Here is a 26,788-nt window from a genome sequence, read left to right as displayed (position 1 = left end):
CTACTTAAAACGGATTTCGGCAATCGTTCCGCTCTCTACGAAGCCTGCATTTTTGTATACTTTGTTGGAGTCTGGGTTTTTGGTGTCTGCATACAGCATCGGCTCTCGGTTCTCTTCCTCCAAAATAGAGCAAAGACCCGCTACTATAGCGCTTGCATATCCGTTCTTTCGCAGCACCTGCGGTGTATAGACGGCATTTATCCTTCCGTGCCGGGGAGATCGGTGAGCGATGTTCGCCATCGATACCGGAAGCTCGTTAACGGTCCAAAAATATAAATCGCCTCTCATGATCATGCCCTCAGCAGCCGGAAGCTGGCTTGCAGGTATAACCGACGCGCCGTAAGCATCCTCGTTGAAACCAGCCAAAAATTCGGCGACAAGCTCCAAATGCTGCCGAGCAGCCCGGATCATTTTCCCCTTGACCTTTAAGGGCTTGATTACCTTTGGGCATGAGTACGTTTCCATCAGCAAATAAGCGTGATATTCCAGTTGATTAGCCTCTGCATACAGCTTCGCGAACAGCTCTGCCGTAGGCGGTGCGCCGCATATGCCGGACAAATCGGTGCCTTTGTAATAGGCAATAAGCTCCTGCATCAGCGCTGACCTTCGATCATCGGCAATGTCCTCCGACAGCCATAGCCATGCATTATGTCCCGGCGAGCCCGCAAACAGCATACGGCCGTCAGGCGTTTTCAAAGTAGTCGCCCCTTCAATTGAGGAAATCAAATGAATCAAATTATATTGCAGCTCATCTCGCATAAACGGGTACTGGTTCAAAACATAATCATCTGGATGCAGCTTCTCTAGCATATCATCTCTCCTCCTGCTGACCGCAGAGCTTTCTACGAAATGTAGAATAGTCTAATTATTTTCGTCCAACACCAATACCCACAAAGCGAACCGCTGTAACAACCACGCGCTATGATTCTCTTCTTTATTTAGCAAAAAACCACCTTGACTAGGCGGCCATATGTTCAAGCATGCCATGCATACAGCGCTTCGCGCAACTAGAATCCAAAATCCTGCTGTGTCATGTCTGTATTGGCGCCAATCGCTGCTTTGCTTCCCTCACCTGCCGCAACAATCACCTGCGCGGGAGCAATAATAGAGGTATCTCCAGCCGCATACACACCTCTGACGCTTGTTCGGCCATAGTCATCTGTGACAAAGCCGCCTCCCGGCGTCATCGCGCAGCCAAGCGCTTCACCGAAGGGTGCCGCCTGATCCCATGATGGAGAAACGAAGCCGCCCGTCCGCTTTGCTTCCGCGTTATTCTCAAAAACAACGCGGCTAAGCCGTCCATTCTCGCCATGCAGCGCTTTAATCCGGTGCTGGCTCACTTGAATGCCCTTCTGCCTAAGCTTGCCGATTTGCTCGGCGCTTAAGTTATTTGCACCATTCGTGCATAAGAGCAGATCCTTGCTCCAGTTATAGACGATTTTGGCCAAAGGGAATAGATTCGAGCCCTCCGAAATAACGATCAGCGGCTTATCTCTCAGCTCCCAGCCGTCGCAATAGGGGCAGCTGAACAAGCTTTTTCCATAATAGTGATGGATGTTAGGCACTGCAGGCAGCACTTCCTTCAGTCCGGTCGCCAATAGGATCGTGCGCGCTTGATACATGACACCGTTGCTCGTCGACAACTGAAAGCCCGCTCCATTGGGAGACACCTCCGTCACCTTGTCTGGCTTAACGGTCACCGAACGGTACTTGGCAATATCGGCATGGGCAAGCCTTCGGAACTCGCGCGGCTCTATGCCGTCTCGCGTAATGAAGCCGTGCGACTCATGCGTTACTGCGTTTCTTGGCCGGTTATGATCGAATAAAATGACATTCCTCCGCGATCTTCCAAGCACAAGCGCAGCATTTAAGCCCGCTGGCCCGCCGCCAATAATGGCACAATCCAGCCACATAGCTATATCTCTCCTCTTTATTTTGGATATGAAAAGTTTCCTTGCAGCTTTCTCTTCTTATTTTAAAAAAAGGATTGCTTATCCTTATTCACAAAATCGAGGTTGAATGCATTCAGATTATTTGAGAGCTATGCTATCTTGGGCAGCGTTCATTTGGCAGAGGTTAAAAAATTAATATCTTCTCACATGAGTTTCCTCTAATCGACAATGTTCGGCTTGGACTGTATAATTTTGTTGTTCGTTCAAAATGTATCGGTGGTGACAACTATTTTATACGCTATCGCTTTGCTATTGTCCTTTGCTATCGTTTATTTCTTAATCCCGCCGTTCGGCAGGCTGGCATTCCGTCTTGACTTTGTGGACAAGCCCCGCAAGGACGTCGAACGCAAGCTCCATCGGGAGCCGATTCCGCTTACGGCAAGCTATGTTATTTTCATCGGTTTTTTCCTTACCTATTTGCTTGTCACACAGGACTTTTCACTAAAGACCGGCGCTATATTCCTAGGCGGTGTGCTGCTGCTCATCATTGGCACGATTGATGATTGGTATAAAACAAAGGGCAAAGACTTCCCGTCGCTCCCCAAGTTTATCGTGCAAATATCCGCGGCCGTTCTCGTCTATGCCTCCGGCATAGCGTTTACAGGATTTTTCAATCCGTTTTCAGGCGAATATGTGGTGCTTCCGGTCATTTTGCAATTTTCACTTACAATTTTATGGATTTTTGGCGTTACGACGGTCATTAACTTTACCGATGGCATGGACGGGCTCGCTGGCGCTCTTTCCGCCATTTCGGCGGTTACGCTGTTCATTGTCGCCATAGCCAAAGGACAATCCAACTCCGCCATTATGGCTATTATTTTGGTGGGCGTAACGATTGCGTACTTAAGGTACAACAAGCCTCCCGCAAAAATTTTCATGGGCGATGCAGGAGCAACCTTCCTGGGGTTCATCTTGGCGGTTATTGCGCTGGATGGCGCATTTAAGCAAGCTACGATCATGTCATTGTTTATTCCGATTCTTGCGCTGGGCGTGCCGATCTTCGATAACTTGTTTGTCGTCGTGAGACGCATGCTGCAAGGCAAAGCGATCTATCAGGCAGACGCCAGCCAGGCGCATTATCGCCTGCTGCGTGCAGGGCTCAGTCATAAGCAGGTCGTCATGTTCCTTTGCTTAATCAGCACATGCTTATGCTTATCGTCCATCATATTGCTGCTTGTACAGATTTAAATGTTGAAGAACCGAGACTTGGCGTCTCGGTTCTTTTTTTGTTTTATGTGGGGTGGCTGTAAGCATGTATAGGCTCTTACAGCGAATGAGTAACCCTTGTTTGGGGGCTATAAGCACACATACGTGCTTAAAGAGCCTAATCGGCGTATGAGTTACCTCGAAACGGCGCAATAAGAACGCATAGGTTCTTATTGCGAATGAGTAACCCCTGTTTATGGGCTATAAGCACACATACGTGCTTAAAGAGCCTAATCAGCGTATGAGTTACCTCGAAAGGGCGCAATAAGAACGCATAGGTTCTTATTGCGAATGAGTAACCCCTGTTTGTGGTCTGTAAGCACACATACGTGCTTAAAGAGTCTAATCGGCGTATGAGTTACCTCGAAACGGCGTAATAAGAACGTATAGGTTCTTATTGCGAATGAGTAACCCCTGTTTGTGGTCTGTAAGCACACATACGTGCTTAAAGAGCCTAATCGGCGTATGAGTTACCTCGAAACGATGCACTAAGCTCGTATTTGCCATTACAGCGAATGAGTAACCATTGCATTTGGACAGCAACGACATACAGAAATGTGCTGACTAGCATCTTAAATTGTTTATCATAAGTTTCTTAATGCCCAATTTCTACAATAAATTCTAATCTATCACTTAAAAAAAAGGGAATTAGTACCTTTTGTCGAAACACAAATAAGTATATATAACTATTTGATACTAAGGAGAATCAGTAATGAAGGACAAAGTAAAAGGATTATTTTTAGGTCTTTTGATCGGGATTATGGTAACAGGCACTGCAGCATATGCTGCAAATACAACAAAAGTTGATGTTGTATTTCAAACAATAAAATATATGTTCGATGGGGTTCAAAAAAGTTCTTCGGAAAAAGCAATCGTATATAAAGGACAGCTTTATGCACCTGTTAAGTTTATTTCACAATCCTCAGGAAAAGATTTTAACTATGATAGTAAAAACAATACGGTCTGGATTGGAAAGAAAGAAGGAGCTTCTAAGTATTTATCAGATATTAGTTACGCTCGGCTAGACGCTTCTATGGAGAGTTCTATTACTTTTAATCAAAACTTAAGCAAGAGTAAAATAACTATAGCAGATAATAGTTATCAGAAAGGCTTAGGTTTCAGTTTAGATGGATATAAGTTTAATAAATCTAACATAGCCTCCATTCAATTTAATTTAAATGGTAAATATAGATATTTAACAGCTTTTGTAGGAATTGATGATCTTACAAAAAATGCTACAGCAACAGCAACATACAAATTCATTGGTGATGATAATGAGTTACTTACAGTCGAAGAAGTAAAGGGTGGAGATAATCCTCAACAGGTTAAAGTAGATTTAACTGGAGTTCTTAAACTTAAAGTAGAAGTTGAGTACGTAGGAATAGATTTTGAAACAATCTATCCTGTATTAGCTGAAGCCAAAGTATTTCAATAATTAATTACTAATAAAGAAGCCTACTTTTCTTTTTGATCAGTAGGCTTCTTTGAATTCTCGAAAATGTTTTCATCTAAATATAAGATATTCCATCTTAGCTAGCACGAGTTTCCAAGTAATTAAAACTATACCCAATACAGTAAAGCATATGTCTCAACCTGCCTCATAAAACGTCAGCACCTCATCCCAGTACCACTGTCCATAATAGGAATCTGCTATGTCGATGCCTTTAATCCATTGCTCCGCGTGGCGTCCACGCTCATTTGCCACGATAACGTTCGCCGATGACTGGTCACGCTCCACCCATGCCAGCTTCGACTTTAATGCTGCCGGATGATAAGCACCATGCTTGCTGGATGGTTTCGTAATGGACGTTTGCTCTCCGTTCTCCAGCTCCACCCGCATTAAATAAGGATAAGCCGGTGCAGCTTGGCCAACCTCGGGCTTAGATTCGGCTGCTCTCGATACGACAATGTGCTGCTCATCCTGCCATGCAAAGGCTTGATCAACAAAGCCTTTAGGCGTGTACTCGGCCGATTTTTCCGAGGTGACTGCTATCACTTTAAGCTTCTTGTTGCTCGCAGCCTCACGCCCAACACCGGCAATGTACGCCAAACGGTCGCCGCGCTCTGCCCATTCAAACCACTGCTCATTATTAGCCATTTCGTCCAACGTTCGAAAAACGACTCCATCCGTTGTGATAACGCAAAGCGTGTTGCTGTCGGCTGATAATGAGGCGGTTGGCTTCGCTAGAAAAGCGATCCATCGCCCATCCGCCGACCATTTGAACACGCTGGTTGCAACCGCAAAAAAATCATCCGAAGGGCTTGGCAGCACATGCACGGTTACATATTTGCTCGGATCGAACAATCCAGCTAGCGGTATTTGATAAAGACTGATTGGCGTCCATCCGTCTGGCAGCAGCTCCGATTGCGAGGAAGCAAAGAACCCCTTGCCATCCGGCAGCCATGAATAGTTGCCGATGCCTTTGGCAGCGCCAAGCGGCTCTTCCGGCTTATTCACATCGACATATTGCAGCAGCTCCTCAGTCTGGTACGCAAGCTTCTCTGCATGCGGCGCCCATTGAAAATTTCTCCCGCCTTCCCTCGATACAAGCTTGCTTTGGCCGGTACGCAGCTGCAGCACCCACAGCTCTTGCTCCGCCTCCCCCGTCGTATATGCGATCCACTTTCCGTCGAACGACCATTTTGGATTGCGTACGAGCGGCCCATTAACCAGTCTCTTCTCTTGACGGCCTTCCTTCAGCCAAAGCTCCCCCTTGCGTACAAAAGCCGCCTTAAACGAGCTAACGCCCTTTGCCGCGCTAGCAGCTCCTGATCCACCCGATATCCAGACAAGAGCAACCATCAGCAGCACACTTATCAGTTTCATTTTCATAAAAAATCTCCTCCAACGTATGCGACTGTCCCTGCTGCATGAGCATTATGCAGAGGAGCTTACCTCACATAAACACTCTATGGTTAAAGTTCCCTTTGCCCGTCCATACATACTTTATTTACGCTTGTAATTTTTCAATTTGTTGTTTCCAATTTGATTCCGGATTGCAACTGTTCTGTTACGAATTTTTGAAGCCCCCTTCTCGAAGGACGGTGTCCACTTGAAGCGTCATGGAGCGGAATTTTATGCGGAGCTGCTGGCGAAAGCGATCTAATTTCCTCATCTGTATGAAGAACAAAGGAGCAGTGAAAAACGATTACTCGTTTTTCACTGCTCCTTATTGCGCTGCGGGAATATCGCTCGCCGCGCAACCGAAACAATATTCAGCTTTAATAGGAACCCGATTCAACCAGTTAAGAATGACCGATGAACATCGATTTGAGCGGCACCATCGCATCTTCAGGAACATAGTACTTAAATTTATTGTCGCTAATTTGTCCAAGCAATTGACGGCGGATCGGATCAGCGTCCTTCAAGAGACTCTCATCTGCCTGATGGTAATCGATTGGACGCATCCAGATCGGACTGTAGCCGAGAAACAGCTGTCTTCTTGTGAACTCGGAATGATTCGTCGAGCCGGCATGCCACAGATTTTGCGCAAAAATAAACACATCCCCCGGCTTTCCGCACACCTGTACCTCCCCATCCAATTGCTGGCTTACATCCTTATGGTTCGGATTGTATGGCTGCTTATGGCTGCCCGGAATGACCTTTGTGTTGCCTCTGTTTGGCTGCGACATATCGCTTAAAATATAACAGACTTTAATATAATAAGTAGCCGTTAAGCCTGCAATGACCGGAAACTGCGGATGAGGGCCGTCTTGATGCCAATCGATGAAGCTGTGCGTAGCCGTTTTCACATCGTTTGGATTAGGCTTCCTCACCGTTAGATGGGAGATATGCAGCTGAATATTATGTCCAAGCAAATTCACGATTAAGGGAAGGATCGTTGCATGATCGATTAACGAAGCAATCTCAGCATGCCGAGAAACGCTATTATAAATATTATGGGCAAGCGTATCCTGCTCCTCTGCGAGCACTTCATCGATCGCTGCATTCAAACGGGTTACCTTATCCTCGGATAAAACATCCGGTATAATCAAGTACCCTCGCTCGTCAAACTGTTTCTTCAATTCTAAAATATTAAGCGAAGTCGTTTCCATTAGGCCTCTCCTCCTGCTTGCGTACATGTAATTAGCCGACTTGTCTTGCACATTCCATTCGCAGCAATTAATGCCTTAGCCACCATAACCTAGCGCCTTCAGCTGCTCGTAAGCGCTATCCAGGAATGCTTTATAATTCATGGATGTCTCCAGCGTCTTAATAAAAGCATCGTATTCGCTTATTGGGCGTCTGTTATAAATAAATTTCGCGATCTCTTCCTCGATATACCGATCGGCGTCAGCCGGATTAAAGCCTTCAGGATTATCTACGAATCCATTGAGCACTTTAATGCGAGGCTGGTCGTTGGCAAACTTGATTGCATCAGACTGCATGGTGAACTTTGCTTGCAAATATTCCATTTCAGGCCTTCCCGTGAATTGGTATAACCATGAATAACCGACGTCGCCTGCCTTATCCGTCATCTTCGGCTTTCCGTTATCCATCGTGAAATGAGTGTCCTTCACCCCGAATTGAACGAGCATTGAGCCGCCGTCCGGGTTCGAGATATAGTTCAGCAGATCGAAGACGCGCTGCAGCTTCTCCGGATCCTTCTCCAGTGCCTTCGGAATAGCAAATCGTCCCGGCGCTGAGCCAATATCCCATGAGCCGTCAAATTGTCCCCCCGGTCCGCTCGGCGCAGCCATTTGCAGCCACTCCGCATTCGGATTAACGGTCTTGATTTGCTCGACGAATTGCTCCTTCGTCATATTCGGCCAATCGATATAGACCATGCCCGCTTGACCCTTAATGGCCTTCTCCTGATGCTGAAGCCCGCTGTTGGCTAACAACTCGGGATCAACCGAGCCCGAAGCGATCATCTGCTGAATGAGCGTCAGTGCATCTTTCATTGCCGGGTCGTACAGCGCATTAACAACGGCCCCGTCTTTCTCATAGAAATTTCCTGGCATACCGACACCGAACGCTCCGAATACCGGTGAAAATGCGCCCAGCTTACCTCCCGTCAAACCATACGTGTCCGGTTTGCCGTTGCCATCGGGATCCTGAGTGGTGAAGGCCTCCGCTACCTCCTTCAATTGTTCAATCGTTGTCGGAACCTGCAGATTCAGCTTATCCAGCCAATCCTTGCGAATCCATAACGTGTTATAAGGGATTTGCGGGGATTTGGAAATGCCGTAAACCTTCCCGTCTACCATGCCTTTCTTGACGCTATCTTCACCGATGTAGTCGACCGTCTGCTGCAATTTATCCATGTAAGGCGTTATATCCAGCAATAGTCCTTGTTTGGAAAATTGGATTAGCTGCTGCCGGCTCACCATGAATAAATCAGGGAAATTGCCGGAGGACATGCGAACATTCAATTGGTTTGCGTAATCATCATTCGAAGGATAGACGGTCAGATTAAGGTCAATGTTCAGCGCCGTATCCAGCTCCTTCTTAATGATATCCTTATCCGGCGTAGGCAGGTTGTTGCCGCTCTCGATAATTTCCAGCTTAATCGGTTTGTCGCTTTCCCCGTTGCTAGGCTTAGCGGTAGAGGCATTGCCAGGCGTATCGCCATCTTTTGTATTGCCATCTTTGGTTTCGCCGCCTCCACCTCCCGAACAGCCCGCAAGCAAAGCTCCTAGCAATGAAATGGTCAGCAAGAATGAAAATACTTTTCTCATCTTCATATCCCCTTTCTGAAAACTATCTATTGAATAGGTCCGTATGGCTGGCCAGTTATCCATACGGCGACTAGATCAACCTTTAATCGATCCGAGCAGCATACCCTTCGTAAAGTGCTTCTGGAGGAAGGGATAGATCACGATAACGGGCAGACTCGCAATCATCACGGAAGCCATCTGCATCGTCTGGGTAGGCATGATGTTCTCGGCATTTTCAAGCGGCTGCTGGCTTTGCATCAAAATTTCTCTGACGATGACCTGCAGCGGGAACAGCGTTCGGTCTGTCACATAGAAGATCGCTTGAAAAAATTCATTCCAATGGCCAACTAAATAAAACAATCCGACAGTGAGCAATACCGGTATCGAGAGCGGCGTGACGATCTGGAGCAATATCCGGAACTCCTTGGCGCCGTCCATCCTGGCTGATTCGAACAATTCCTCGGGCAGTCCCTCGAAGAAGCTCTTCATAATGAGCACGTTAAAGCTCCATACGGCGTTTGGCAGAATCATCGCCCAAATCGTGTCTAGCAGTCCCATCGATTTGACGACCAGGTAGGTTGGAATAAGTCCTCCGCTGAACAACAATGTAAACACGATCATCAGGAGAAAAAACCTTCTTGCCGGCAGGTTTTTGCGGCTGAGCGGATAAGCCATCAAGCCGGTCAATATGAGATTGACTGCCGTACCGATAACCGTAATGAGGACCGTTATTTGAAAAGCTTTCGGTATATTCGACTCGGTTAACAGCGTGCGGTAAGCAGAGAACGTGATCTCGCTCGGGAACAAAATAAATCCGCCGTTGCGCAGCACTTCACCGAATGGCGTGATGGATACCGATACGACATAAAGCATCGGAAGAATGGCAGCAAGTCCGCATAGCCCGAGAATAACATATACGACACCATTGAATATTTTATCGTCCAAGCTTTTTACCATATTCCCTCACCCCACCTTTTTGCCAGCCGGTTAGCTCCCAGCACCAGTATCAGTCCAATGAGTGACTTGAATAATCCGACTGCCGAAGCCAAGCTGAAGTTCAATTGCTGCAAGCCCGTTCGGTACACCCATGTATCCAAAATGTCGGCAACCGGATACACCTGAATATTGTACAGGATATAAATTTGGTCGAACCCGGCATCCAGCAGATGGCCCAGCTTCAGAATGAAGAGCAGCACAATGATGCTTTGAATGCCTGGAAGCGATATGTGCCATATCATCCGCAGCCGGCTCGCGCCATCCACTTTTGCCGCCTCATAGAGAGTAGGATCGATGCCTGCCATTGCAGCCAAGTAGATGATCGCACCCCAGCCGAGATTTTGCCATACTTCGGAACCGACCAGAATGCTGCGGAAATAGTCCGTTGAGGTCAAGAAGGGGATGGACTGGCCGCCCGCCTCCACGATCCATCGATTCACTAGTCCCCCGTTCTGGGAAAACAGGGTTAGCAGGATGCCGAAAATAATAACCCATGATAAGAAATGCGGCAAATAAGTGAGCGTTTGGACAATATTCTTCAACCAACGAACGCGGCATTCATTCAGCAGCAGCGCGAGTATGATTGGGGGAAATGTTCCAAAGATTAGCTTGTAGCAGCTAATTAACAACGTATTAGTTAATAACTGACTGAAATAGGGGGATTGATAAAAATCTCTAAAATGCTTATACCACGGGTCTACCCAGGCGCTTCCCGTTATGCCGTCCATAATTGCAAAGTTTTTAAAAGCAATAATGACCCCGTACATCGGAAAGTATCGGAAGATAACAAAATAGAGCACACCGGGGAGCAGCATGATGTATAATGCCCGGAAACGCCAGACGGTTCTTAAAACCGACTGCAGCTTCGTTTGCGGAGCAGGCTGCATTCGAGAGGCGGGAATGAGGCTTTGATCGGCTTCCATGTAAGCCCTCCTTTTATGATTGCGCTTTCATATTTTAAGTATAAGCAGTGCCTCAAATTGCCGATATACATAAAAACGTAAAAAGTGTATGGATTACGGGAAAGTATGTATAGGCTGCTCGAATTGCGCCAACAAACAAAGAGGCCGTCCTACGGGACAGCCCTCTAATTCGGATAAACCGCTTAGCTCAAGACTCCTAAACGCTCATCGTTTTCGGTAAGAACGGGGATGTCCACCCGGATGACGGTTCCGACGCCTTTGGCACTTCCTATTCGCAAGCCATAGGGCACGCCAAAATGAATACGGATTCGATCATGCACATTGCGTAAGCCAATTCCGGTAAAACGGTATTTAGAGCGTTCCTGCTCGAAATGGTCATGCAGCGCTTTGCGAGCTTCGGTTCGGGATAGGCCGATGCCGTTATCACGAACATAGAGCCTGATCATGCCCCGCTCCAGCTTCCCCTTAATCGTAATAAGCCCTCCGCTGCGCGGTGTAATGCCATGAAATATAGCATTCTCTACAAGCGGCTGCAGGGTTAGCTTAAGAATCCGGTATTGCAGCAGGCTGGGGTCAATATCCAAATGGTATTTGTATTGCTCGCCATAACGCACCTGTTGAATGTGCATATACATGCGCAGCCCTTCCAGCTCCTCTTCGATCGAGACGTATTCCGACTGTTTATCGAAGCTGAAGGCTAACAGCTTAACCAAGGATCGAATCGTATCGCGTACCTCGTCAATTCGCTGCTGCTTTGCAAGGCTGCTTATGCAGGCTAACGTATTATATAGAAAATGAGGCGCAATCTGGCTCCGCAGCATTTTCAGCTCATATTCCTTTTTCTGCTCCTCCGCCGACTTCGTTTTTTGCAGCAGCGTTTGAATCCGCTCCAGCATATCATTATAGCTTTGTGTCAGCCGGCCGATCTCATCCTTTCTTGTGACCGGCAGCTTCGCGACAATCTGCACATCGTTCAACCGGTCCATCTTCTCTACGAACCGGCGAATAGGCTTCGTGAAGGAGCGGCTCATCAGGAATGCGCTTATCAACAGAATGATCATCCACACGATGCTTGCCGTTCGGTAATTATAATTTAACTGCTGCAGGTCTTGGTAGAAATAGTCTTCCTCAATAAATGCCGCTAAGGACCAGCCCAGCCGGTTTTTCGTCGACTTCACGGCTACAAGCGGTTTCAAACCATTTCCTTCAATCCGGCTAACCCCGACCTTAAGAGAAACCAGCTGCTTCCGAAAGCTATCCTGCAGTACAGGCGGATACGCCGCTGCCTGGAAAGGAAGCATTTTATCGCGAGAATCAAGCCGGTTAATAATATTCCCGTCCTTCGTCACTAAAGCATACGATTGGTAAATCATTGGAGAGATTCGCTCCGTAAGCAAATCCAGATTCACCTCTGCCACGACAACACCCTTCACCTGTCTGCGCAAATCGGTAACCGGCAAAACATAGGCCAATGTGTGACCGGACATCGGTGAATAATAGGGCTCGCTTACATTGATTGCCCCATAATTCTGAAGCGCCAGCTCATACAGCTCCGGCAGCTTCGGATTGCCGATGATATCATAATTGACTTGCGAGTTCGCGTAGACCTTCCCATCGGTACGAACCAAATACAGCGTCTTGGCTATCGAATTGTTATAATCGGCGAATTTGCGCAGCGTATCGTCGGCAAGCGCCTCGTTTCCTTCATCGAACAGATCGTAACGGGTAGAGAGCAGCAGGAGCATATTCTCGACATTGTCGAGGCTGGCATCAATATATTGATTGGTCCGGCCTACAAGCAGCTCGGCATCGCGTATGACTTGATTTTTCAATAGACTTTCTGCCTCGCTCAGATTGCGATAGGCAAGCACCATCACGAGCAGAAGCGTCACGATGAATAAATAGATGAACTGCTTGGTGGCAAGACCTAGACTGCTATACCAATTGACCAACTTAGACATATGCCCCATACCCCCGTATCCGATCTCGCAGCTGTTTAAGGATTCCGTTTGTAATCCGTCGGAGACACCCCTGTCCAATTGCGAAACGTAACGGTAAAATAACGATAGCTCGGAATTCCGACCTCTTCCGCGATCTCGTACACCTTTTTATTCGTTCGCTTCAGCAGCTCAACCGCCTTCTCCATTCGAAGACGGGTAATATATTGATTGACCGTATCGCCCGTCTGTTCACGAAATAACCGACTGACATAATGCGGGCTTAAGCCGACCTGCTCAGCAAGGATCGGAAGCGAAATGGGCTGCTGCATATTCGCTTGAATCCATTGGATCGCGGAGCGTATTTCGATACGCGAGCGCGATCCTCCGCTCTCGATTTCGTTGATATTATGAATGAGGCAGCCAATCATTTGCTGCAAGGTTTGCGCTCCCATCAATTGCGTGATGCCCCGGCCATCAAGCTCAGCACCCTCATGGACCTTCAGCCATTCCATCTGCCAGCTCAACATGCGCTGCTTGAGCTGCTGCGGCCGAATGCGTATTGCTGAACACCATACAGGCAAGTCCCCTTGAATGCAGCTCTTTAGGCTTGCAGCAGACTTGCTAGCCATTCTTAGCATCTCATTTAGTTGCTTCGCATGCTTATCCGTCATCTCTCTCAAAGGAACCGGTCTGCCGATCCATACGCTGCTCCCACGCGAGCCATCGTAAAAAAGCGCGTCCTTCCATTCGGTCGTATAAGTGAGCGAATGCGATAGCTCTTCCTTGCTTGTGAACGGTTCACTGACAATCGCATGCACCATTACAAGGTGTTCGGGCAGCTCTTCATATTCCTTCAAGCAGCATTCCAACGCTTGTACGACTCCGCTAAGCGAGGCAATCGCTTCCGCTTCGGCATGCTGTGCCGCCATGAGGACGAAATACTCCTTCTCACCGGTTGTCAGCCAAGTCAGCCAATTGGGGTCAGATCTTTCTCTATCATTCAACGTCTGTTGAATACGCTGCCTCGCGGGAATATAGGAAGCATTCGGCGCATCCAGAATCAGGCGCGCCAATCTATAGGACCTCGCTCCATCCAGCTCGATAGGCATCCACTCGTCGCCACTAAGCGCATGACCGCGCAGCAGCTTCCCGAACGCTGCCGCTTGCAGCAGCCGCCGCTCGGATTTTTCATTATCAAGGGAACGCCGTTCCTTGACGATCGCTTCTCTAACTTTGATCATCGCCTGCTTCATTTCCTCTTCTTCCATCGATACCTTTAATAAATATTCAAGCGCTCCAAGCCGGAGCGCCTCCTGAACATAATGGAAATCACTTTGACAGGTCAGCAAAATAATTTGAATGGCAGGATATCGTTTCCTAAGCTCCCGTATGAGTGTAATGCCGTCCATAATCGGCATCGTGATATCCGTAACGACGACATCCGGTACGCGGACCCCGCACATTTGAAGCGCTTCCTCGCCATTCCCGGCCTCGCCGATTAAGACGGCGCCGCAGTCCTCCCATGGGAATAGGCGAAGCTCCTGCCTCAGCGGAAGCTCGTCATCGACAATTAGGACGTTCAACGGTTTCTCAGCCATGATACTCTCTCCCTTCCATTCGACCAATCTATACCAGTCTATGCTGTAAGCGATTCCAATAGTAATAGATTAAGATATACCATAGACTCTGATCTCGCAAACCTCCGCACGCGGACATCCATTCGTTGCCTCTATGTTTAGTTTTATTTGGTTAGTGATAATCGCTTCTTGGAGGAGATGCACTTTTTTTCGTTTGTGATTATCCTGCTCCGTTATGATCGTTACCCATTCCCCAGCGATGAAAGCTTGAATGCGATAGCTTTGCACGACCTCGGGAATCGCAGCGAACGGCGTTCGATGATGATGCAGATTGATTAAATCTTCATTTACGTCATCGTTAAAGGTTAGATGAATTTCACCAATCTCCTGCTCGTCATCCCAAACTAATTGTATCCATTCCTGTGAATGAGCGGATAATGGCCTAGATACCCACATATGCGGACCCGCATAAGGCCGAACATAGCCGTCTGCAACTTGGCTTGCCGCATAGGACTCCGTATTTGGCGTTACCCGCAAGCATACTGGCCGGCGGTTCCATTTGCGCATGCTCCACTGCGCTACCGGCTGATCGGGTTGATGATCCTCAAGCAAAGTCGATACTACCGGCTTAGGCCCCTTCTCAAAGCAAAGCACGCCGGTTAACGGTTCGTCCGATCCGTGCAGCGTGATAGCCTCATTCGCTTTGACGATGACAAAAGCGTTGCAGGCCGACTCCGGCTGCCAATCCAGGTCAAGCTTAACCCACTGCTTGTTGCCCGCGGCGACGGCCTTGGAAGCCGACTTTACCCATTGCTTGGGTACGTAATTCTCTCCCTTGCCCGTATGCCATAGCTCCACCTCAACCGTTGTGGCTTGTTTAGCATCAACGAGCAGCTCAACCGATGACAGCACGGGATGAACTGGGAACAATATGCCGATATCGCGATCGAGTGCATGTATCGTTGCGGCGTGTTCAATCGCAATTCGTTCCAGCGTGCTGGATGCGGTAACGCGTGCGGATTTCGCCAGATCATCCGGATCATTGCCGGCCATACCAATGATTGACGCATCCTGCCGCAGCATCGTCTGCTGCAATTCATTCATATAATCGCGATGAAGCATGCGCGGAGTAATCCCTTTCTGTACGGAAAGCGCAGCGCCGCTGCCTGCCGCTTCCCCGATTACGGCACAGGTTGCCATCACTCTTGTCGTGCCGAAAGCAACATGTGTCGCGCTAATGTCGCGGCCTGCAAACAACATATTGCGAACATTGCTGGAATACAAGCTTCTGAACGGGATGTGATAGACGCCGTCCGAGAATAGATGCTTCGAGCCGCTCTCTTCCGAATACATGCCCTGCGGTGGATGAAGATCGATGGACCAACCCCCGAAAGCAATGCGGTCCTCGAATGGCTCCTGCGCAATAATATCGTTCTGGTTCAGCATATAGTCCCCGACAAAACGCCGATACTCCCGCTTGCCGGGAATGGACCCTACCCATTCCAGCGTCATATTTGCCGCATCGAATTGGCCTGAATTTTTAATATAGTTCCAAATCCCGTAAATAACCGACCACAGCTCGTCGCGTATCCTTTCGTTGTCATGGACCGTGTCCAGCTCTCCGCCCCATTCGATCCACCAATAGTGACAACCGGAGTCCCCGCTGCGAATTACCCGCTTCATCGGAATCGTCGTTTGTGTAATGTCCTTGGCAAAGCTAGGCGGAATATATTTGACCGGCATGCCAACATCCTTCGTATAAAAGAGCAGCGTGCTGCCAAGCGTAATGTCATCCGCCACCTCCGGTGCCCAATCCTCGTTGTACTCATCCCTGGCCTCGCGGCCGATTCTATATTTTGCTCCTGCAAGGAAGCCAACTAGGCCATCGCCGGTACAATCGATATACATGCTGCTCTCGAAACGAATTTTACGCTCAGAGCCCATCATCCAGCCTGTTACGCTTTGAATGACTCGGTCATCCTCCGGTCCATCCGCCTCCGCCTCATGTACATCTGTGTTAAGGAACAAGTGAATATTTTTTTCCGCGCGGACGGTTTCCAGAACAACAAGATCCCATATATAAGGATTCCCTTCGGGGTTTCGATACTGATTTTCGACGAACATTTCACCCATGATGCCGGTTTCTCTTGCATAACGCTGCGTTCCATGCGCCGATGCACCGCATACCCACACCCGTACCTCGCTGCTTGAATTGCCTCCGAGAACCGGTCTGTTATTAACTAAGGACACGGTCTGCCCAAGACGGGCAGCAGCAACGGCGGCGCAAACACCTGCCAGTCCCCCGCCAATAACGGTAATATCGGATTTTACATGTTCGATTTTCATCAGGCTATACCTCCACTAGATCGATTTGATTTCATCATAATATGGAGGCTAGTGATTTAACATGCACTACGCTATCATATACCCATATACTTCATTTCACCGAGGAGGTGTAGAAAAGTGATGCTGCAAAGCTCCGGCCTGTATCCTATTCTATCTCATCATATCTTTTGGGATAGCAAATCCCAGTTTCAATTAAGCGTGGATACGTATGATCTATGGGTGCTGTTTGCCGTGGAGAGCGGGAGCTTCTCGTATCGAATAGGGGAAGTAGAGGGTACAGCTCGAATGGGAGATGTGGTCGTCTGTCCGCCGGGCTTTCGCTTTCATCGCAGCGTGATCCATGCGTTATCGTTTCATTTCATCGGATTTTCTTTTGGCTCGGCTTCAAACGATGCACCTGGCATAAATGAACGTGAACAGGCGGTTCAGCAGCAGCTGTCCGAATCCGCATACAAGCTGAGCATTCGGCACCGAAATCGTCTGGCCGATAACTTGAATAGCCTAAAGCAGCAATCCATTTATACCGGTGATCAGAATCACTATTGGAAAAATCATATGCTGAACGATATTTGGCAATTTTGCCGGCTGACTGAATCCGATCCCGCCAATCAAGAGGCTGGGCTTGCCGATCCGCTTATTGAACAGGCCAAGGCTTTTATTCATCAGAATCGCTACCTGGATATAAGCATGCACAATCTTGCAGCTGAGCTGGGCATTAGTCCTGTACAGCTTAGCCGCAGGTTCCAGCGGAGCGTAGGATTGACGCCTTCCCACTACCTGTCCACTCTTCGAATAGAGAAAGCCAAATCACTGCTGACAGAGACCCATTTGCCACTAGAGCAAATCGCCCAAGCATGCGGATACAGCAACGGATTTTATTTAAGCCGAATATTTTCAAAAAAAGTGAAGGTTAGTCCCTCTGAATACCGAAGGATGAATCGGGTATAGCGCAAACGCAGCGGAAGAAATGAAGAAGCAGCCCAAAACGCTCTTTACCAGCTTCGGGCTGCTCCTTGTTTATGATCTAATGATTACCCGCCAATTGTTGTTGCACGTTGCCTCGACTACGCCATGCTTCTGCAAATACTGAGCGACCAGCTCCGCCATATCGATCTGCACCTCGCGCACGACCAGCTTCCCTTGATACATGTCATAATCCCCACCGCCGGCTGCCCGGTAATTGTTCATGACGACGTCCAGCTCCTCGTCTTCTTGCAAGGGCTGCCCGTTCCGCAGCAGCTTCGTGACCCGCTGGCCGATCGGCATCGCCGCGTTCAGCTCGTACTCGATGCCTTCCCACATATCGTAATTGTAATGCTGCTGCTTCGGCTCAATATAGGCTGGGTTGACGCCTAATGTACCGTCCTCATTCACTTGGAAATACGCCGCCGTCAGCTCAAGCGCCGCTCTTACATCCGCTCCGGCAAGCCTCAGCACGGTCAGCGTGTTCGGATACATGAAATTCGTCAATATATCCCGCATCGTCACAGCTCCGCGGAAACCTTCGGATTCATTGCTCAGCAGCGCAGCATTCGAGACATCAACACCAGCCGCAGCCATCTGCACCTTATTCATAAACTCGATAAAAGGATGATCCGCGCTGCGGCAGAGCAGCGGACTTGCTATCGTCATATCGCCCGATACTTGCCCGATTGGCTGGTCCAGCCAGAGCTGCGTCTGCGACTCCACCTCCTGCGTCAGCGCCAGGATGGCGGGGTCAGCGGCAACCGTCTCATCTAATCGCAGCAGCTCCGCCTTCTTTTCAACAATAGTCCATCCGCTTTGCCCTCTCTGGAACGTAACGCTGACTTTGCCTACTGCTTGTCCGTTGCAGCCGGGTTGAAGGATGGCAACGCCGCCAAGCTCACTTGCGATAAAACGATGCTGATGCCCGGTAATCAGCACGTCGATTCCTTCCAGCTCCGTGCACATGGCATAGGCCTGATTTTCCCCCGTGAGCTTCTCCGTCGGCTCGCCGCTTGCTAGGTCGCGCTCGAAACCGCCATGATAGGCGACGACGAGCAGGTCCGGTGCTTCTTCCTTTCGAATATGGGCGACCCATTCCTTGGCCGTGCCCAGCGCATCCATGAAGGTTAATCCTCTAATATGGGAAGGGTTTTCCCAATTCGGAATGTAGTGTGTCGTAATGCCTAACAAAGCTACTTTTATGCCCTGACTTAATATTTTCACGATATAGGGCTTGCCAAATGCAGGCTTATTCGTATCGCGATCTACAATCCCTGCCGACAGCCAAGGAAAGCTGGAATCGTTCACCGCTTTGCCTAGCAGCTCCAAGCCATAGTTGAATTCATGGTTGCCGATCACCGCCGCATCGTAGTTCAGCTCATTCAGCGCAGCAATAGCTGGATTCGGCAGCTCCTTGCCCGCCGTGACGGAATAGTAGGAAAATGGCGTGCCTTGCAGCAAGTCCCCATTATCCACCAGCAGCAGCTCCGGCGCCTGCTGCCTTGCCGCTTTTACAAGCGTTGCGATTTTGGCTAGCCCCGTATGACTCTCCTCGCGCGTGCGATAATCGACCGGCTGAATATGTCCGTGGATATCGCTTGTCACCATCATCTCATACGTAAATACGTCGTTTCGTTCCATTCGATGACTTCCCTCCAGCCTGCCTTAATCCTTCTATTTTAACAGCTAAGCCAGGAGCACAAACCAAAATCTCCCAAGTTTACAAAAGCTTATCCCCTGTTTTACGGTCTGATAATAAACCGTCCTTATAGTTAAGCAAGTACCATAAATTAGAATTTTTGGAGGGTTATCGTTTGAAAAAAATCGCTAAGTTTGTTTTACCATTGCTATTGTCCGTATCACTGCTCAGTGCTTGTGGCGCTAACAAAACGAATAACGAAGCCGCGGCAACTAACAATGCTGCTGCAAATGCTACAATCGCTCCAGCTGCTACCGAACAAGCCGAAGGTTACGTGCCAGAGAAGCTGACCGTACAATTCGTCCCTTCGCAAAATGCAGATACGCTGGAAGCAAAGGCAAAGCCGCTTGAGCAGCTGCTCTCCGACAAGCTTGGCATCCCTGTTGAAGTAAGCATTTCCACCGACTACAACACCATTATCGAAGCGATGGCTTCGCAAAAAGTAGATGTAGGCTTCCTTCCCCCGACTGCCTATGTATTAGCTAAGGAAAAGGGTGCCGCTGAAGTTATTCTTCAAGCGCAGCGCTTTGGCGTTCAAGACGACACGGGCGCTCCGACAGACCAGCTCGTTGATTTCTACAAATCGATGATTATCGTGAAGAAGGATTCCCCTATTAAATCGCTTGAAGACTTGAAAGGCAAAAAAATCGCTTACCAAAACGTAACCTCCTCCGCAGGCTTCGTATGGCCGGCAGGCAAGTTGATCGAAGCTGGAATTGATCCGCTTAAGGATGTAACGGCTGTTACCGTAAAAGGCCATGACCAAGCCGTTATTGCCGTATTGAACGGCGATGTTGACGCGGCAGCTATTTTCCAAGATGCCCGTACAATCGTAGCGAAGGATTTCCCGACTGTGATCGAAGATACGCGCGTATTGACGTATACCGAAAAAATTCCGAATGACACGGTAACCGTTCGTTCAGACATGAATGCAGAATGGATTGCAAAAATTCAGGATGCCTTTATTGCGCTGGGCGGTGAAGAAGCTACCCGTAAAATTATTTTTGACATCTACTCCCACCAAGGCTATGTGAAATCCGAGGACAGCATCTTCAATATCGTTCGCGAATATGGCGAGAAGGTTAAGACCGAGTAGACTTTCCATCCCCGCAAAAAAATCATCTATTATCGTGTACCGAAAGCCAGTTCGCGGCCCTTGCGCCCGGACTGGCTATCCCTTTATTACGACGATATTGAGCAAAGGAATGGTCCTCCCGTGATAGAACTTCAGAATGTATCGAAATTGTACCCAAACGGGACAAAAGGCTTAGACAACATTAATTTACGTTTTGCAAAAGGGGAATTTATCGTCATCGTTGGACTATCCGGCGCCGGAAAATCGACGCTGCTGCGATCGATAAACCGTCTTCACGATATTTCGGAGGGCGATATTCTCATCGAAGGACAATCCATTACGAGCGCAAAGGGGAAGCAGCTGCGTTTGATCCGCCGCAACATCGGCATGATTTTTCAAAGCTTCAACCTCGTCAAGCGTTCTTCCGTACTGCGCAACGTGCTCGCGGGCCGCGTAGGCTATCATTCCACTCTAAGAACGTTAACGGGACGATTTCCCGAGAAGGATATGAACATTGCATTCGAAGCGCTGGATCGCGTCAACATCGTCGAGAAAGCTTATTCGCGCGCCGATGAGCTGTCCGGCGGACAGCAGCAGCGGGTAGCGATCGCGCGCGTACTCGCCCAGGAAGCGAAAATTATTTTGGCAGACGAGCCCGTTGCCTCTTTAGATCCGCTTACGACAAAGCAGGTCATGGATGATCTGAAGAAAATCAATATCGATCTGGGCATTACAACGATTGTTAATCTGCACTATGTGGACTTGGCGAGGCAATACGCTACGCGGATCATCGGCTTGCGCGCTGGACAAGTCGTATTTGACGGCCCAGTTGAAGAAGCGACGGACGAGCGTTTTGCGGAAATATACGGACGACCGATTGAGGAAGCCGAGCTGCTGGGAGAACGACACGCATGAGCACACAAACGGAGCATAATCGTCCGAAGGCGCCAAGCAGGCTCAAGCATTATTTAACGGCTATTATCATTATTTTGCTGCTGTGGGGCAGCTCCGTCCAGACCGATGCAACGTTTGGGGAGCTTATTGAAGGCTTTCCGAATATGTTCGACCTGCTTAAGGAGATGTTCCCGCCAAAATGGACCTATTTCGACAACATCGTCGGCGCGATGCTGGAAACGATTCGAATGGCGCTCATCGGCACGACAATCGGCGCTATACTCGCCATTCCGGTCGCTTTGCTTAGCGCCAGCAACATCACGAAGAGCGGGTGGCTTCGTTATCCTTTGCGCTTCGTGCTCAATCTGATCCGCACCATTCCCGATCTGCTGCTAGCGGCTATCTTTGTATCTATCGTTGGCATCGGCCCGCTGCCGGGCATGATGGCGCTGACCATTTTCTCATTAGGCTTAATCGCCAAGCTAACCTATGAGGCTCTGGAGGCGATCGACCGCGGACCGCTCGAAGCGATGACCGCAGTTGGAGCAACCGGCTTGCAGCGCATTCTATATGCGGTTATCCCGCAAATTCAAGCTCATTTCATGTCATTTACGCTTTATACGTTTGAGATTAACGTTCGCGCGGCAGCCGTGCTTGGACTTGTAGGCGCTGGCGGCATCGGTCATTATTATGAAATTACGCTAGGTTTCTTGGAATATGACAAAACGAGCGTCATCATTATATTTACACTAGCCATCGTCTTGCTCATTGATTATTCAAGCACGAAGCTGCGGGAGAAGCTGCTATGACTAAACCCAGGAACACGATCGTTCACAAACCTAAAACTAACCGTTACCGCTGGCTGATCTATCTAGCGCTTGCTGCTGTCTATATTTGGGCGTTTGCAGGCATACCGTTTACTGGCTTTAAAGATACCGCCGCTCAAATTACGAGCTCGATCGTAACCGGCATCCTCTCGCCGGATTGGGATTTCGTTTATTTGCCTGAAGGCGAGGATTTGCTGAGAGGCTTGCTTGAGACGCTTGCTATATCGATCCTTGGCACCGTTATTTCTGCGCTGCTCTGTCTGCCGCTTGCCTTCTGGGCTGCGGTTAATATAAGCGGGTCAAGAATGGTGTCAGGCTCCGGCAAAATGGTGCTCAGCTTCATTCGGGCCGTTCCCGAAATTGTGCTGGCGCTCATGTTCATTAAGGCTGTCGGGCCGGGCTCCTTCGCCGGCGTGCTCGCGCTGGGCTTGCATTCGGTCGGCATGCTGGGCAAGCTGTTTGCCGATGAAGTGGAAAATATGGATAAAGGACCGGTAGAGGCACTTATCTCTTCCGGCGCGAATCGGCTGCAAATTTTGTGGTTTGCCGTCATTCCGCAGGTGCTGCCCGGCTTCCTATCGTATATGCTGTACCGCTTCGAGATTAATATGCGCTCTGCGACCATTCTCGGCGTCATTGGGGCAGGCGGCATCGGCACGCCGCTCATCTTCGCCCTCAGCACCCGCAACTGGGATCGCGTCGGCATTATTTTGCTCGGCATCGTCATTCTTATTACGATTATAGATATCATTTCCGGCATGGTCCGGAAGCGGCTTATTTAGCTGCCATGTCAAAAAAACAGCCCGTACCAGTGAAAGTTTACAAGGTACGGGCTGTTTCGTATACTTCATCAAACAGGACGCTCAATGGAAAACTGATCGCCCAGCTTCGCATAATCGCTGCCGGCTAAGCGGCTGACTGGCTTTAAAGCCTCAGCGTTGATCCGGCCGTTCTCGTACAGCGCTTCATCGATATGAAAGCGTACAACGCGCCCAATGAGCAGGTCGCATGCTGGCGATGCATCGATACCGCCAAGCGGGAGCGATTGCTCCAATACGCATTCCATTCGTATTCTCGCCTCGGCCACGCCAGGTACACGGATCTGTTCACTCGCTATCGCCGTCAGTCCGGCTAAAGCCACTTCGCTCTCCTCGGGCGGTACATTCGCCGCTGTCACATTTATCGCTGCAATGTAGCTCTCGTCGGAAATATGTACGACGAATTCGCCTGCGGCGGCAGCATTTCGGGCGGTGTCCTTCTGTACACCGCCCGGCTTGCGCTGCACCGATACCGCAACCATCGGCGGATTAGCCGTTACGATATTAAAGAAGCTGAACGGCGCCGCATTCAGCACTCCTTCGCTCGTAAGTGTCGTTACGAAAGCGATAGGCCTTGGCACAATGCTGCCGATCAGCAGCTTGTAATTATCCTGCACGCTTTGGCTCGTTGGATCAATGGATAGCACAGCCAGCTCCCCTTTCACAGCATGATGTTTACTTATATCTGCCTGCTTCGATTAGACCTTGAAGGTTTCCTTATACCAAGCGGCAGCGGCTGCCACTTCTGAGCTTGTCAACTGATGGCCATGCTGCTCCCAGTGAACAGTGACGGGCGCTCCAGCTCCTTGCAGCAAACGATCAAGCTCTTCGGTCTCCTGCGGCGTGCAAAGCGGGTCGTTAGAGCCTGCGCCGATAAAGACAGGCACGCCAGCCAGATTTGGCAATTCCAGGCCGCGGATCGGCACCATCGGGTGATGCAAAATCGCGCCGCTCAGCGCCCCTTCATAATGGAACAGCAGGCTTCCGGCAATATTGGCACCGTTGGAGTAGCCTATCGCTACCATATTGCTGCGGTCAAAGCTGTACTCGACTGCGGAGCTGTCTAGAAAATCGTTAAGCTCCTTCGTGCGGAACACCAAATCCTCCAGGTCAAAGACGCCTTCGGCCAATCGGCGGAAATAACGCGTCATGCCGTTCTCCAGCACATTCCCTCTTACGCTAAGCAGGGATGATTCTGGCGATATAAGCTCTGCGAGCGGGAGCAAATCCCGCTCTGTGCCTCCCGTGCCATGCAGAAGTAGCAATACTGGCGCGGATTGATCGGTTCCTTGTTTAAATAGATGCTTCATCATTTATCCTCCTCCAATACCCTTATATCAAATGGCGTTAATAATTGCTCGATTTGTGTGCGATGCTCTTCATACCAAGCGGGAAGCATCAGCTTCTCGCCGAGATGCGCAGGCTCTTCATCGCGGGCAAAGCCCGGAGAATCCGTTGCAATCTCGAACAAAATGCCTCCGGCTTCGCGGAAGTAGATCGCGTTAAAATATTGACGATCCACGATTGGCGTAGGCTGGAACCCATTGCTCTCGACATGGCTTCTCCATAGCGCGTGCTCCGCATCGTCTTTTGCCCGCCATGCGATATGGTGGACGGTGCCAGCGCCGCCATGTCCCTGTTCCATGCTTTCGACATTAACGTCGATCAGGTTGCCCAGATCTCCTGTCGCTTGAAAGCGTGCATAGCCGCCCTCTTCTCCGACTTTCACAAGACCCATCACTTTTACAAGAAGCTCAGCCGTTTGGGCAGGAGCAGTACTGTACAGAATCGCGCCCCCGAACCCTTTGATCGCTTTATCCGCTGGAACTCCGCCAAATGCCCATTTGCTTAACGCGCCTTGCTCACGGGCAACGATTTCAAGCTTTAAGCCGTCCGGATCAACGAATTGCAAATACTGCTCGCCGAATCTCGACGTTTGCACGGCAGCTACATTCAGCTTTGCCAGCCGTTCTTTCCAGAAATCGAACGCAGCAGCAGGCACGACATAGGTCGTGTAACCAACCTGACCGCCGCCAACTTTGCCTTTGCGTGAGTTTTCCCAAGGGAAAAACGTAATGATCGTGCCCGGACTTCCGATTTCATTGCCAAAGTACAGATGATAAACCTCAGGTGCATCAAAGTTGATCGTTTTTTTAATCAAGCGCAGGCCAAGCACCCCTGCGTAAAAATCAGCCGTAACCTGTGGATTTCTTACAAAAGCAGTTATATGATGAATGCCAGTCGTTTGCGTTGTCATATCGAACACACTCCCTATTTTATATTAGTTTAGTTTAAAAGTAATGTAACGAACCAATTCACAGATTAACGGATAAGCGCATCAATCGAATAGTCGCCGGCACCTGTTAAAGCAACACCTATAGCAATGGCAACTAACACCAAATTATATTCATAACCATTAGCTGTAGCCCATAGGCCGTTCGGACCATGCACCTTCACAATAGCGCCCAGCATCGCAAGCACGATGAGTGCTGCAGCAAGCGGTGTAAGCAGTCCTGCTGCGAACAACAGTCCGCCTACCAGCTCCATCAGCCCGGCTGCGACGGCCATGGCTACCCCCGGCTTAATGCCAATCGACTCCATCCAGCCGCCCGTTCCTTTTGGACCGTATCCGCCAAACCACCCGAACAGCTTCTGCGCGCCATGCCCTACAAACAACAAACCTACGACTACACGAACAACCAACAATCCTAATGCTAAACTCATTTTAAATTCCTCCATTTTTTTTGTTTTTTGTTTTATCGTGAATTAAAGAGTCTTTAATTTAAGATATAGGACGAGCAGGAGCGGCTAATTCCGCCTATAACGATAACAGCCTGCTTCGCTTTGAAAAGAATGAAATCGCTGCTCATTTTAGAACATCCCAGCTACTTGTAATTCTCCTGCGCAAACTTGCCCAGTTTCTTCAGAAGCTTGCTTGCCACTTGCTTTTCTTCAGGTGTAAGACCGTTCACCGCTTGCTCGATCGTGGCCTGATGTGCGGGGAATACTTCCTCCACGAATTGCTTGCCCTGATCGGTCAGCTCGGCGTAGATAAGACGTCTATCCTCGGTTGAGGCTCTGCGGCGAACCGCCTGCTTCTTCTCCAGCTTGTCGACCACATAAGTAATGTTCCCGCTGCTCATCAGCACCTTCTCGCCGATTTGCTGCAAGGGCTGCGGCCCTCTGTGATACAACAGCTCAAGCACGCCGAATTCCGTCCGGTTCAAGCCATTTTTACGTATATCGCGATCCGCATGTGCGTTCACCCATTGGGTCGCTCTAGACAGCGCGATGAAGAGATCTAATGAATCATTTTGTTTTTGGTTTTCGATTGTCATGATTATCACTCCCTTCTGCGCTGCATTTATCTTTAAGTTAATTATCTTGAATTAAAGATAACTCAATTTAAAACAGTTGTCAACTGTTTTTTAAATGGGTGACCAAATGGATTGAGTTAAGCAAGCTTCAATAATATTAATAGCGATAAACGTACGCTGCTCCAAAGAAATCCTTTGAGCTATCGGAAAATCTGTAGCAGTAATGTGCTTCACTCCTGTTTCTTGCTTGATCAGTATGAGCAAGCAATAGGTTCCAAAATCTTCGATTGTAACTAATCAGGAACGAGACGGTGGTTTAAATGAGGTCTTCAGCGGACAGAGAATCCTTTATTTTTCTAATTCAGCAATTATTGTAGCGTTCGCGGACTCAGGTTCCGCTATTCACTCAAAAAAACCATTTTAACCTCGTTTAAATGGAGATAAAATTCCTGTAGGTGCTAAGAAATAGCCTTTGAATGAAAAGGAGCGCCTCTGGTACGATAGGGTTGCACGGGGTCAAAGCCCTTATTACCTATCATCCAAGGAGGACGCTCTACTATGAAGTTTAAATCATCGCACCGTATTAATCAA

Annotated in this window: 23 protein-coding genes; 7 read left to right on the top strand and 16 right to left on the bottom strand. The window is 49.0% G+C overall.

Going from position 1 to position 26,788, the window contains the following annotated elements; all coding sequences use genetic code 11:
• Together AC2TDN_RS21205 and AC2TDN_RS21200 are read right to left on the bottom strand one after the other, a co-directional pair.
• Entirely contained in the window at positions 1-810 is an 810-nt protein-coding gene (locus tag AC2TDN_RS21205; protein ID WP_484690097.1) for a GNAT family N-acetyltransferase, read from the bottom strand.
• A gap of 197 nt (positions 811-1,007) precedes the next feature.
• A complete protein-coding gene (locus AC2TDN_RS21200; protein ID WP_484690096.1) occupies positions 1,008-1,913 on the bottom strand; it encodes an NAD(P)/FAD-dependent oxidoreductase in 906 nt (301 codons plus the stop codon).
• A 258-nt stretch (positions 1,914-2,171) separates the two neighbouring features.
• Here AC2TDN_RS21200 and AC2TDN_RS21195 point away from each other — a divergent pair, with 258 nt between their 5' ends.
• Entirely contained in the window at positions 2,172-3,140 is a 969-nt protein-coding gene (locus AC2TDN_RS21195; protein ID WP_482066287.1) for an MraY family glycosyltransferase, read from the top strand.
• 730 nt (positions 3,141-3,870) lie between these two features.
• The gene (locus tag AC2TDN_RS21190; protein ID WP_484690095.1) at positions 3,871-4,593 is read left to right on the top strand and encodes an NPCBM/NEW2 domain-containing protein; all 723 of its coding nucleotides are present in this window, start codon (positions 3,871-3,873) and stop codon (positions 4,591-4,593) included.
• 153 nt (positions 4,594-4,746) lie between these two features.
• Here AC2TDN_RS21190 and AC2TDN_RS21185 read toward each other — a convergent pair whose 3' ends face one another.
• The 8 genes from AC2TDN_RS21185 to AC2TDN_RS21150 form a co-directional block, all read right to left on the bottom strand.
• Positions 4,747-5,991: a hypothetical protein gene (locus tag AC2TDN_RS21185; protein WP_484690094.1), complete on the bottom strand. Its 1,245-nt coding sequence runs from the start codon at positions 5,989-5,991 to the stop codon at positions 4,747-4,749.
• A 413-nt stretch (positions 5,992-6,404) separates the two neighbouring features.
• Complete coding sequence (locus AC2TDN_RS21180) at positions 6,405-7,214, bottom strand: phytanoyl-CoA dioxygenase family protein (RefSeq protein WP_482066096.1); 810 nt, start codon at positions 7,212-7,214, stop codon at positions 6,405-6,407.
• 75 nt (positions 7,215-7,289) lie between these two features.
• A complete protein-coding gene (locus AC2TDN_RS21175) occupies positions 7,290-8,846 on the bottom strand; it encodes an extracellular solute-binding protein (RefSeq protein WP_482066097.1) in 1,557 nt (518 codons plus the stop codon).
• Between the two features lie 69 nt (positions 8,847-8,915).
• The gene (locus tag AC2TDN_RS21170) at positions 8,916-9,776 is read right to left on the bottom strand and encodes a carbohydrate ABC transporter permease (RefSeq protein ID WP_169084203.1); all 861 of its coding nucleotides are present in this window, start codon (positions 9,774-9,776) and stop codon (positions 8,916-8,918) included.
• Positions 9,770-10,702, bottom strand: coding sequence for an ABC transporter permease (locus AC2TDN_RS21165; protein ID WP_484690131.1), 933 nt, complete (start codon positions 10,700-10,702; stop codon positions 9,770-9,772). The genes AC2TDN_RS21170 and AC2TDN_RS21165 overlap by 7 nt, the downstream gene beginning before the upstream one ends.
• A 218-nt stretch (positions 10,703-10,920) precedes the next feature.
• On the bottom strand, positions 10,921-12,699 hold the full coding sequence (locus AC2TDN_RS21160; protein WP_484690093.1) for a cache domain-containing sensor histidine kinase: 1,779 nt from the start codon (positions 12,697-12,699) through the stop codon (positions 10,921-10,923).
• 35 nt (positions 12,700-12,734) lie between these two features.
• Positions 12,735-14,276: a response regulator transcription factor gene (locus AC2TDN_RS21155; RefSeq protein ID WP_484690092.1), complete on the bottom strand. Its 1,542-nt coding sequence runs from the start codon at positions 14,274-14,276 to the stop codon at positions 12,735-12,737.
• 69 nt (positions 14,277-14,345) lie between these two features.
• On the bottom strand, positions 14,346-16,601 hold the full coding sequence (locus AC2TDN_RS21150; RefSeq protein WP_484690091.1) for an FAD-dependent oxidoreductase: 2,256 nt from the start codon (positions 16,599-16,601) through the stop codon (positions 14,346-14,348).
• A gap of 120 nt (positions 16,602-16,721) precedes the next feature.
• Between AC2TDN_RS21150 and AC2TDN_RS21145 the strand changes: the two genes are divergently transcribed.
• Positions 16,722-17,549: a helix-turn-helix domain-containing protein gene (locus AC2TDN_RS21145; protein ID WP_482066291.1), complete on the top strand. Its 828-nt coding sequence runs from the start codon at positions 16,722-16,724 to the stop codon at positions 17,547-17,549.
• A gap of 69 nt (positions 17,550-17,618) precedes the next feature.
• Here AC2TDN_RS21145 and AC2TDN_RS21140 read toward each other — a convergent pair whose 3' ends face one another.
• Positions 17,619-19,208, bottom strand: coding sequence for a bifunctional metallophosphatase/5'-nucleotidase (locus AC2TDN_RS21140; protein ID WP_484690090.1), 1,590 nt, complete (start codon positions 19,206-19,208; stop codon positions 17,619-17,621).
• Positions 19,209-19,381: 173 nt separating this feature from the next.
• On the opposite strand from AC2TDN_RS21140, the gene AC2TDN_RS21135 reads away from it, so the two are divergent.
• The 4 genes from AC2TDN_RS21135 to phnE (AC2TDN_RS21120) all read left to right on the top strand — a co-directional run bounded on the left by AC2TDN_RS21135 (position 19,382) and on the right by phnE (AC2TDN_RS21120) (position 22,844).
• Positions 19,382-20,362, top strand: a complete 981-nt coding sequence (locus AC2TDN_RS21135; protein WP_482066102.1) for a phosphate/phosphite/phosphonate ABC transporter substrate-binding protein — start codon at positions 19,382-19,384, stop codon at positions 20,360-20,362.
• Between the two features lie 120 nt (positions 20,363-20,482).
• On the top strand, positions 20,483-21,256 hold the full coding sequence (gene phnC / locus AC2TDN_RS21130) for a phosphonate ABC transporter ATP-binding protein (RefSeq protein ID WP_482066103.1): 774 nt from the start codon (positions 20,483-20,485) through the stop codon (positions 21,254-21,256).
• Positions 21,253-22,044, top strand: coding sequence for a phosphonate ABC transporter, permease protein PhnE (gene phnE, locus AC2TDN_RS21125; RefSeq protein ID WP_484690089.1), 792 nt, complete (start codon positions 21,253-21,255; stop codon positions 22,042-22,044). The genes phnC and phnE (AC2TDN_RS21125) overlap by 4 nt, the downstream gene beginning before the upstream one ends.
• Positions 22,041-22,844, top strand: a complete 804-nt coding sequence (phnE, locus tag AC2TDN_RS21120; RefSeq protein WP_484690088.1) for a phosphonate ABC transporter, permease protein PhnE — start codon at positions 22,041-22,043, stop codon at positions 22,842-22,844. Before phnE (AC2TDN_RS21125) ends, phnE (AC2TDN_RS21120) begins: the two co-directional genes overlap by 4 nt.
• Positions 22,845-22,912: 68 nt before the next feature.
• Here the strand turns inward: phnE (AC2TDN_RS21120) and AC2TDN_RS21115 are convergent, their stop codons facing one another.
• The 5 genes from AC2TDN_RS21115 to AC2TDN_RS21095 all read right to left on the bottom strand — a co-directional run bounded on the left by AC2TDN_RS21115 (position 22,913) and on the right by AC2TDN_RS21095 (position 26,218).
• Positions 22,913-23,527, bottom strand: a complete 615-nt coding sequence (locus AC2TDN_RS21115; RefSeq protein ID WP_482066106.1) for a flavin reductase family protein — start codon at positions 23,525-23,527, stop codon at positions 22,913-22,915.
• Between the two features lie 51 nt (positions 23,528-23,578).
• Entirely contained in the window at positions 23,579-24,190 is a 612-nt protein-coding gene (locus tag AC2TDN_RS21110) for an alpha/beta hydrolase (RefSeq protein ID WP_484690130.1), read from the bottom strand.
• A complete protein-coding gene (locus AC2TDN_RS21105; protein WP_484690087.1) occupies positions 24,190-25,137 on the bottom strand; it encodes a ring-cleaving dioxygenase in 948 nt (315 codons plus the stop codon). Before AC2TDN_RS21105 ends, AC2TDN_RS21110 begins: the two co-directional genes overlap by 1 nt.
• Before the next feature lie 65 nt (positions 25,138-25,202).
• On the bottom strand, positions 25,203-25,604 hold the full coding sequence (locus tag AC2TDN_RS21100; protein WP_482066108.1) for a DoxX family protein: 402 nt from the start codon (positions 25,602-25,604) through the stop codon (positions 25,203-25,205).
• A 161-nt stretch (positions 25,605-25,765) separates the two neighbouring features.
• A complete protein-coding gene (locus AC2TDN_RS21095; protein WP_482066109.1) occupies positions 25,766-26,218 on the bottom strand; it encodes a MarR family winged helix-turn-helix transcriptional regulator in 453 nt (150 codons plus the stop codon).
• Positions 26,219-26,788 lie beyond the last annotated feature (570 nt).

It is taken from the genome of Paenibacillus sp. Y660 (assembly GCF_057221575.1).
This window is presented reverse-complemented; position numbering and strand designations above follow the sequence as displayed.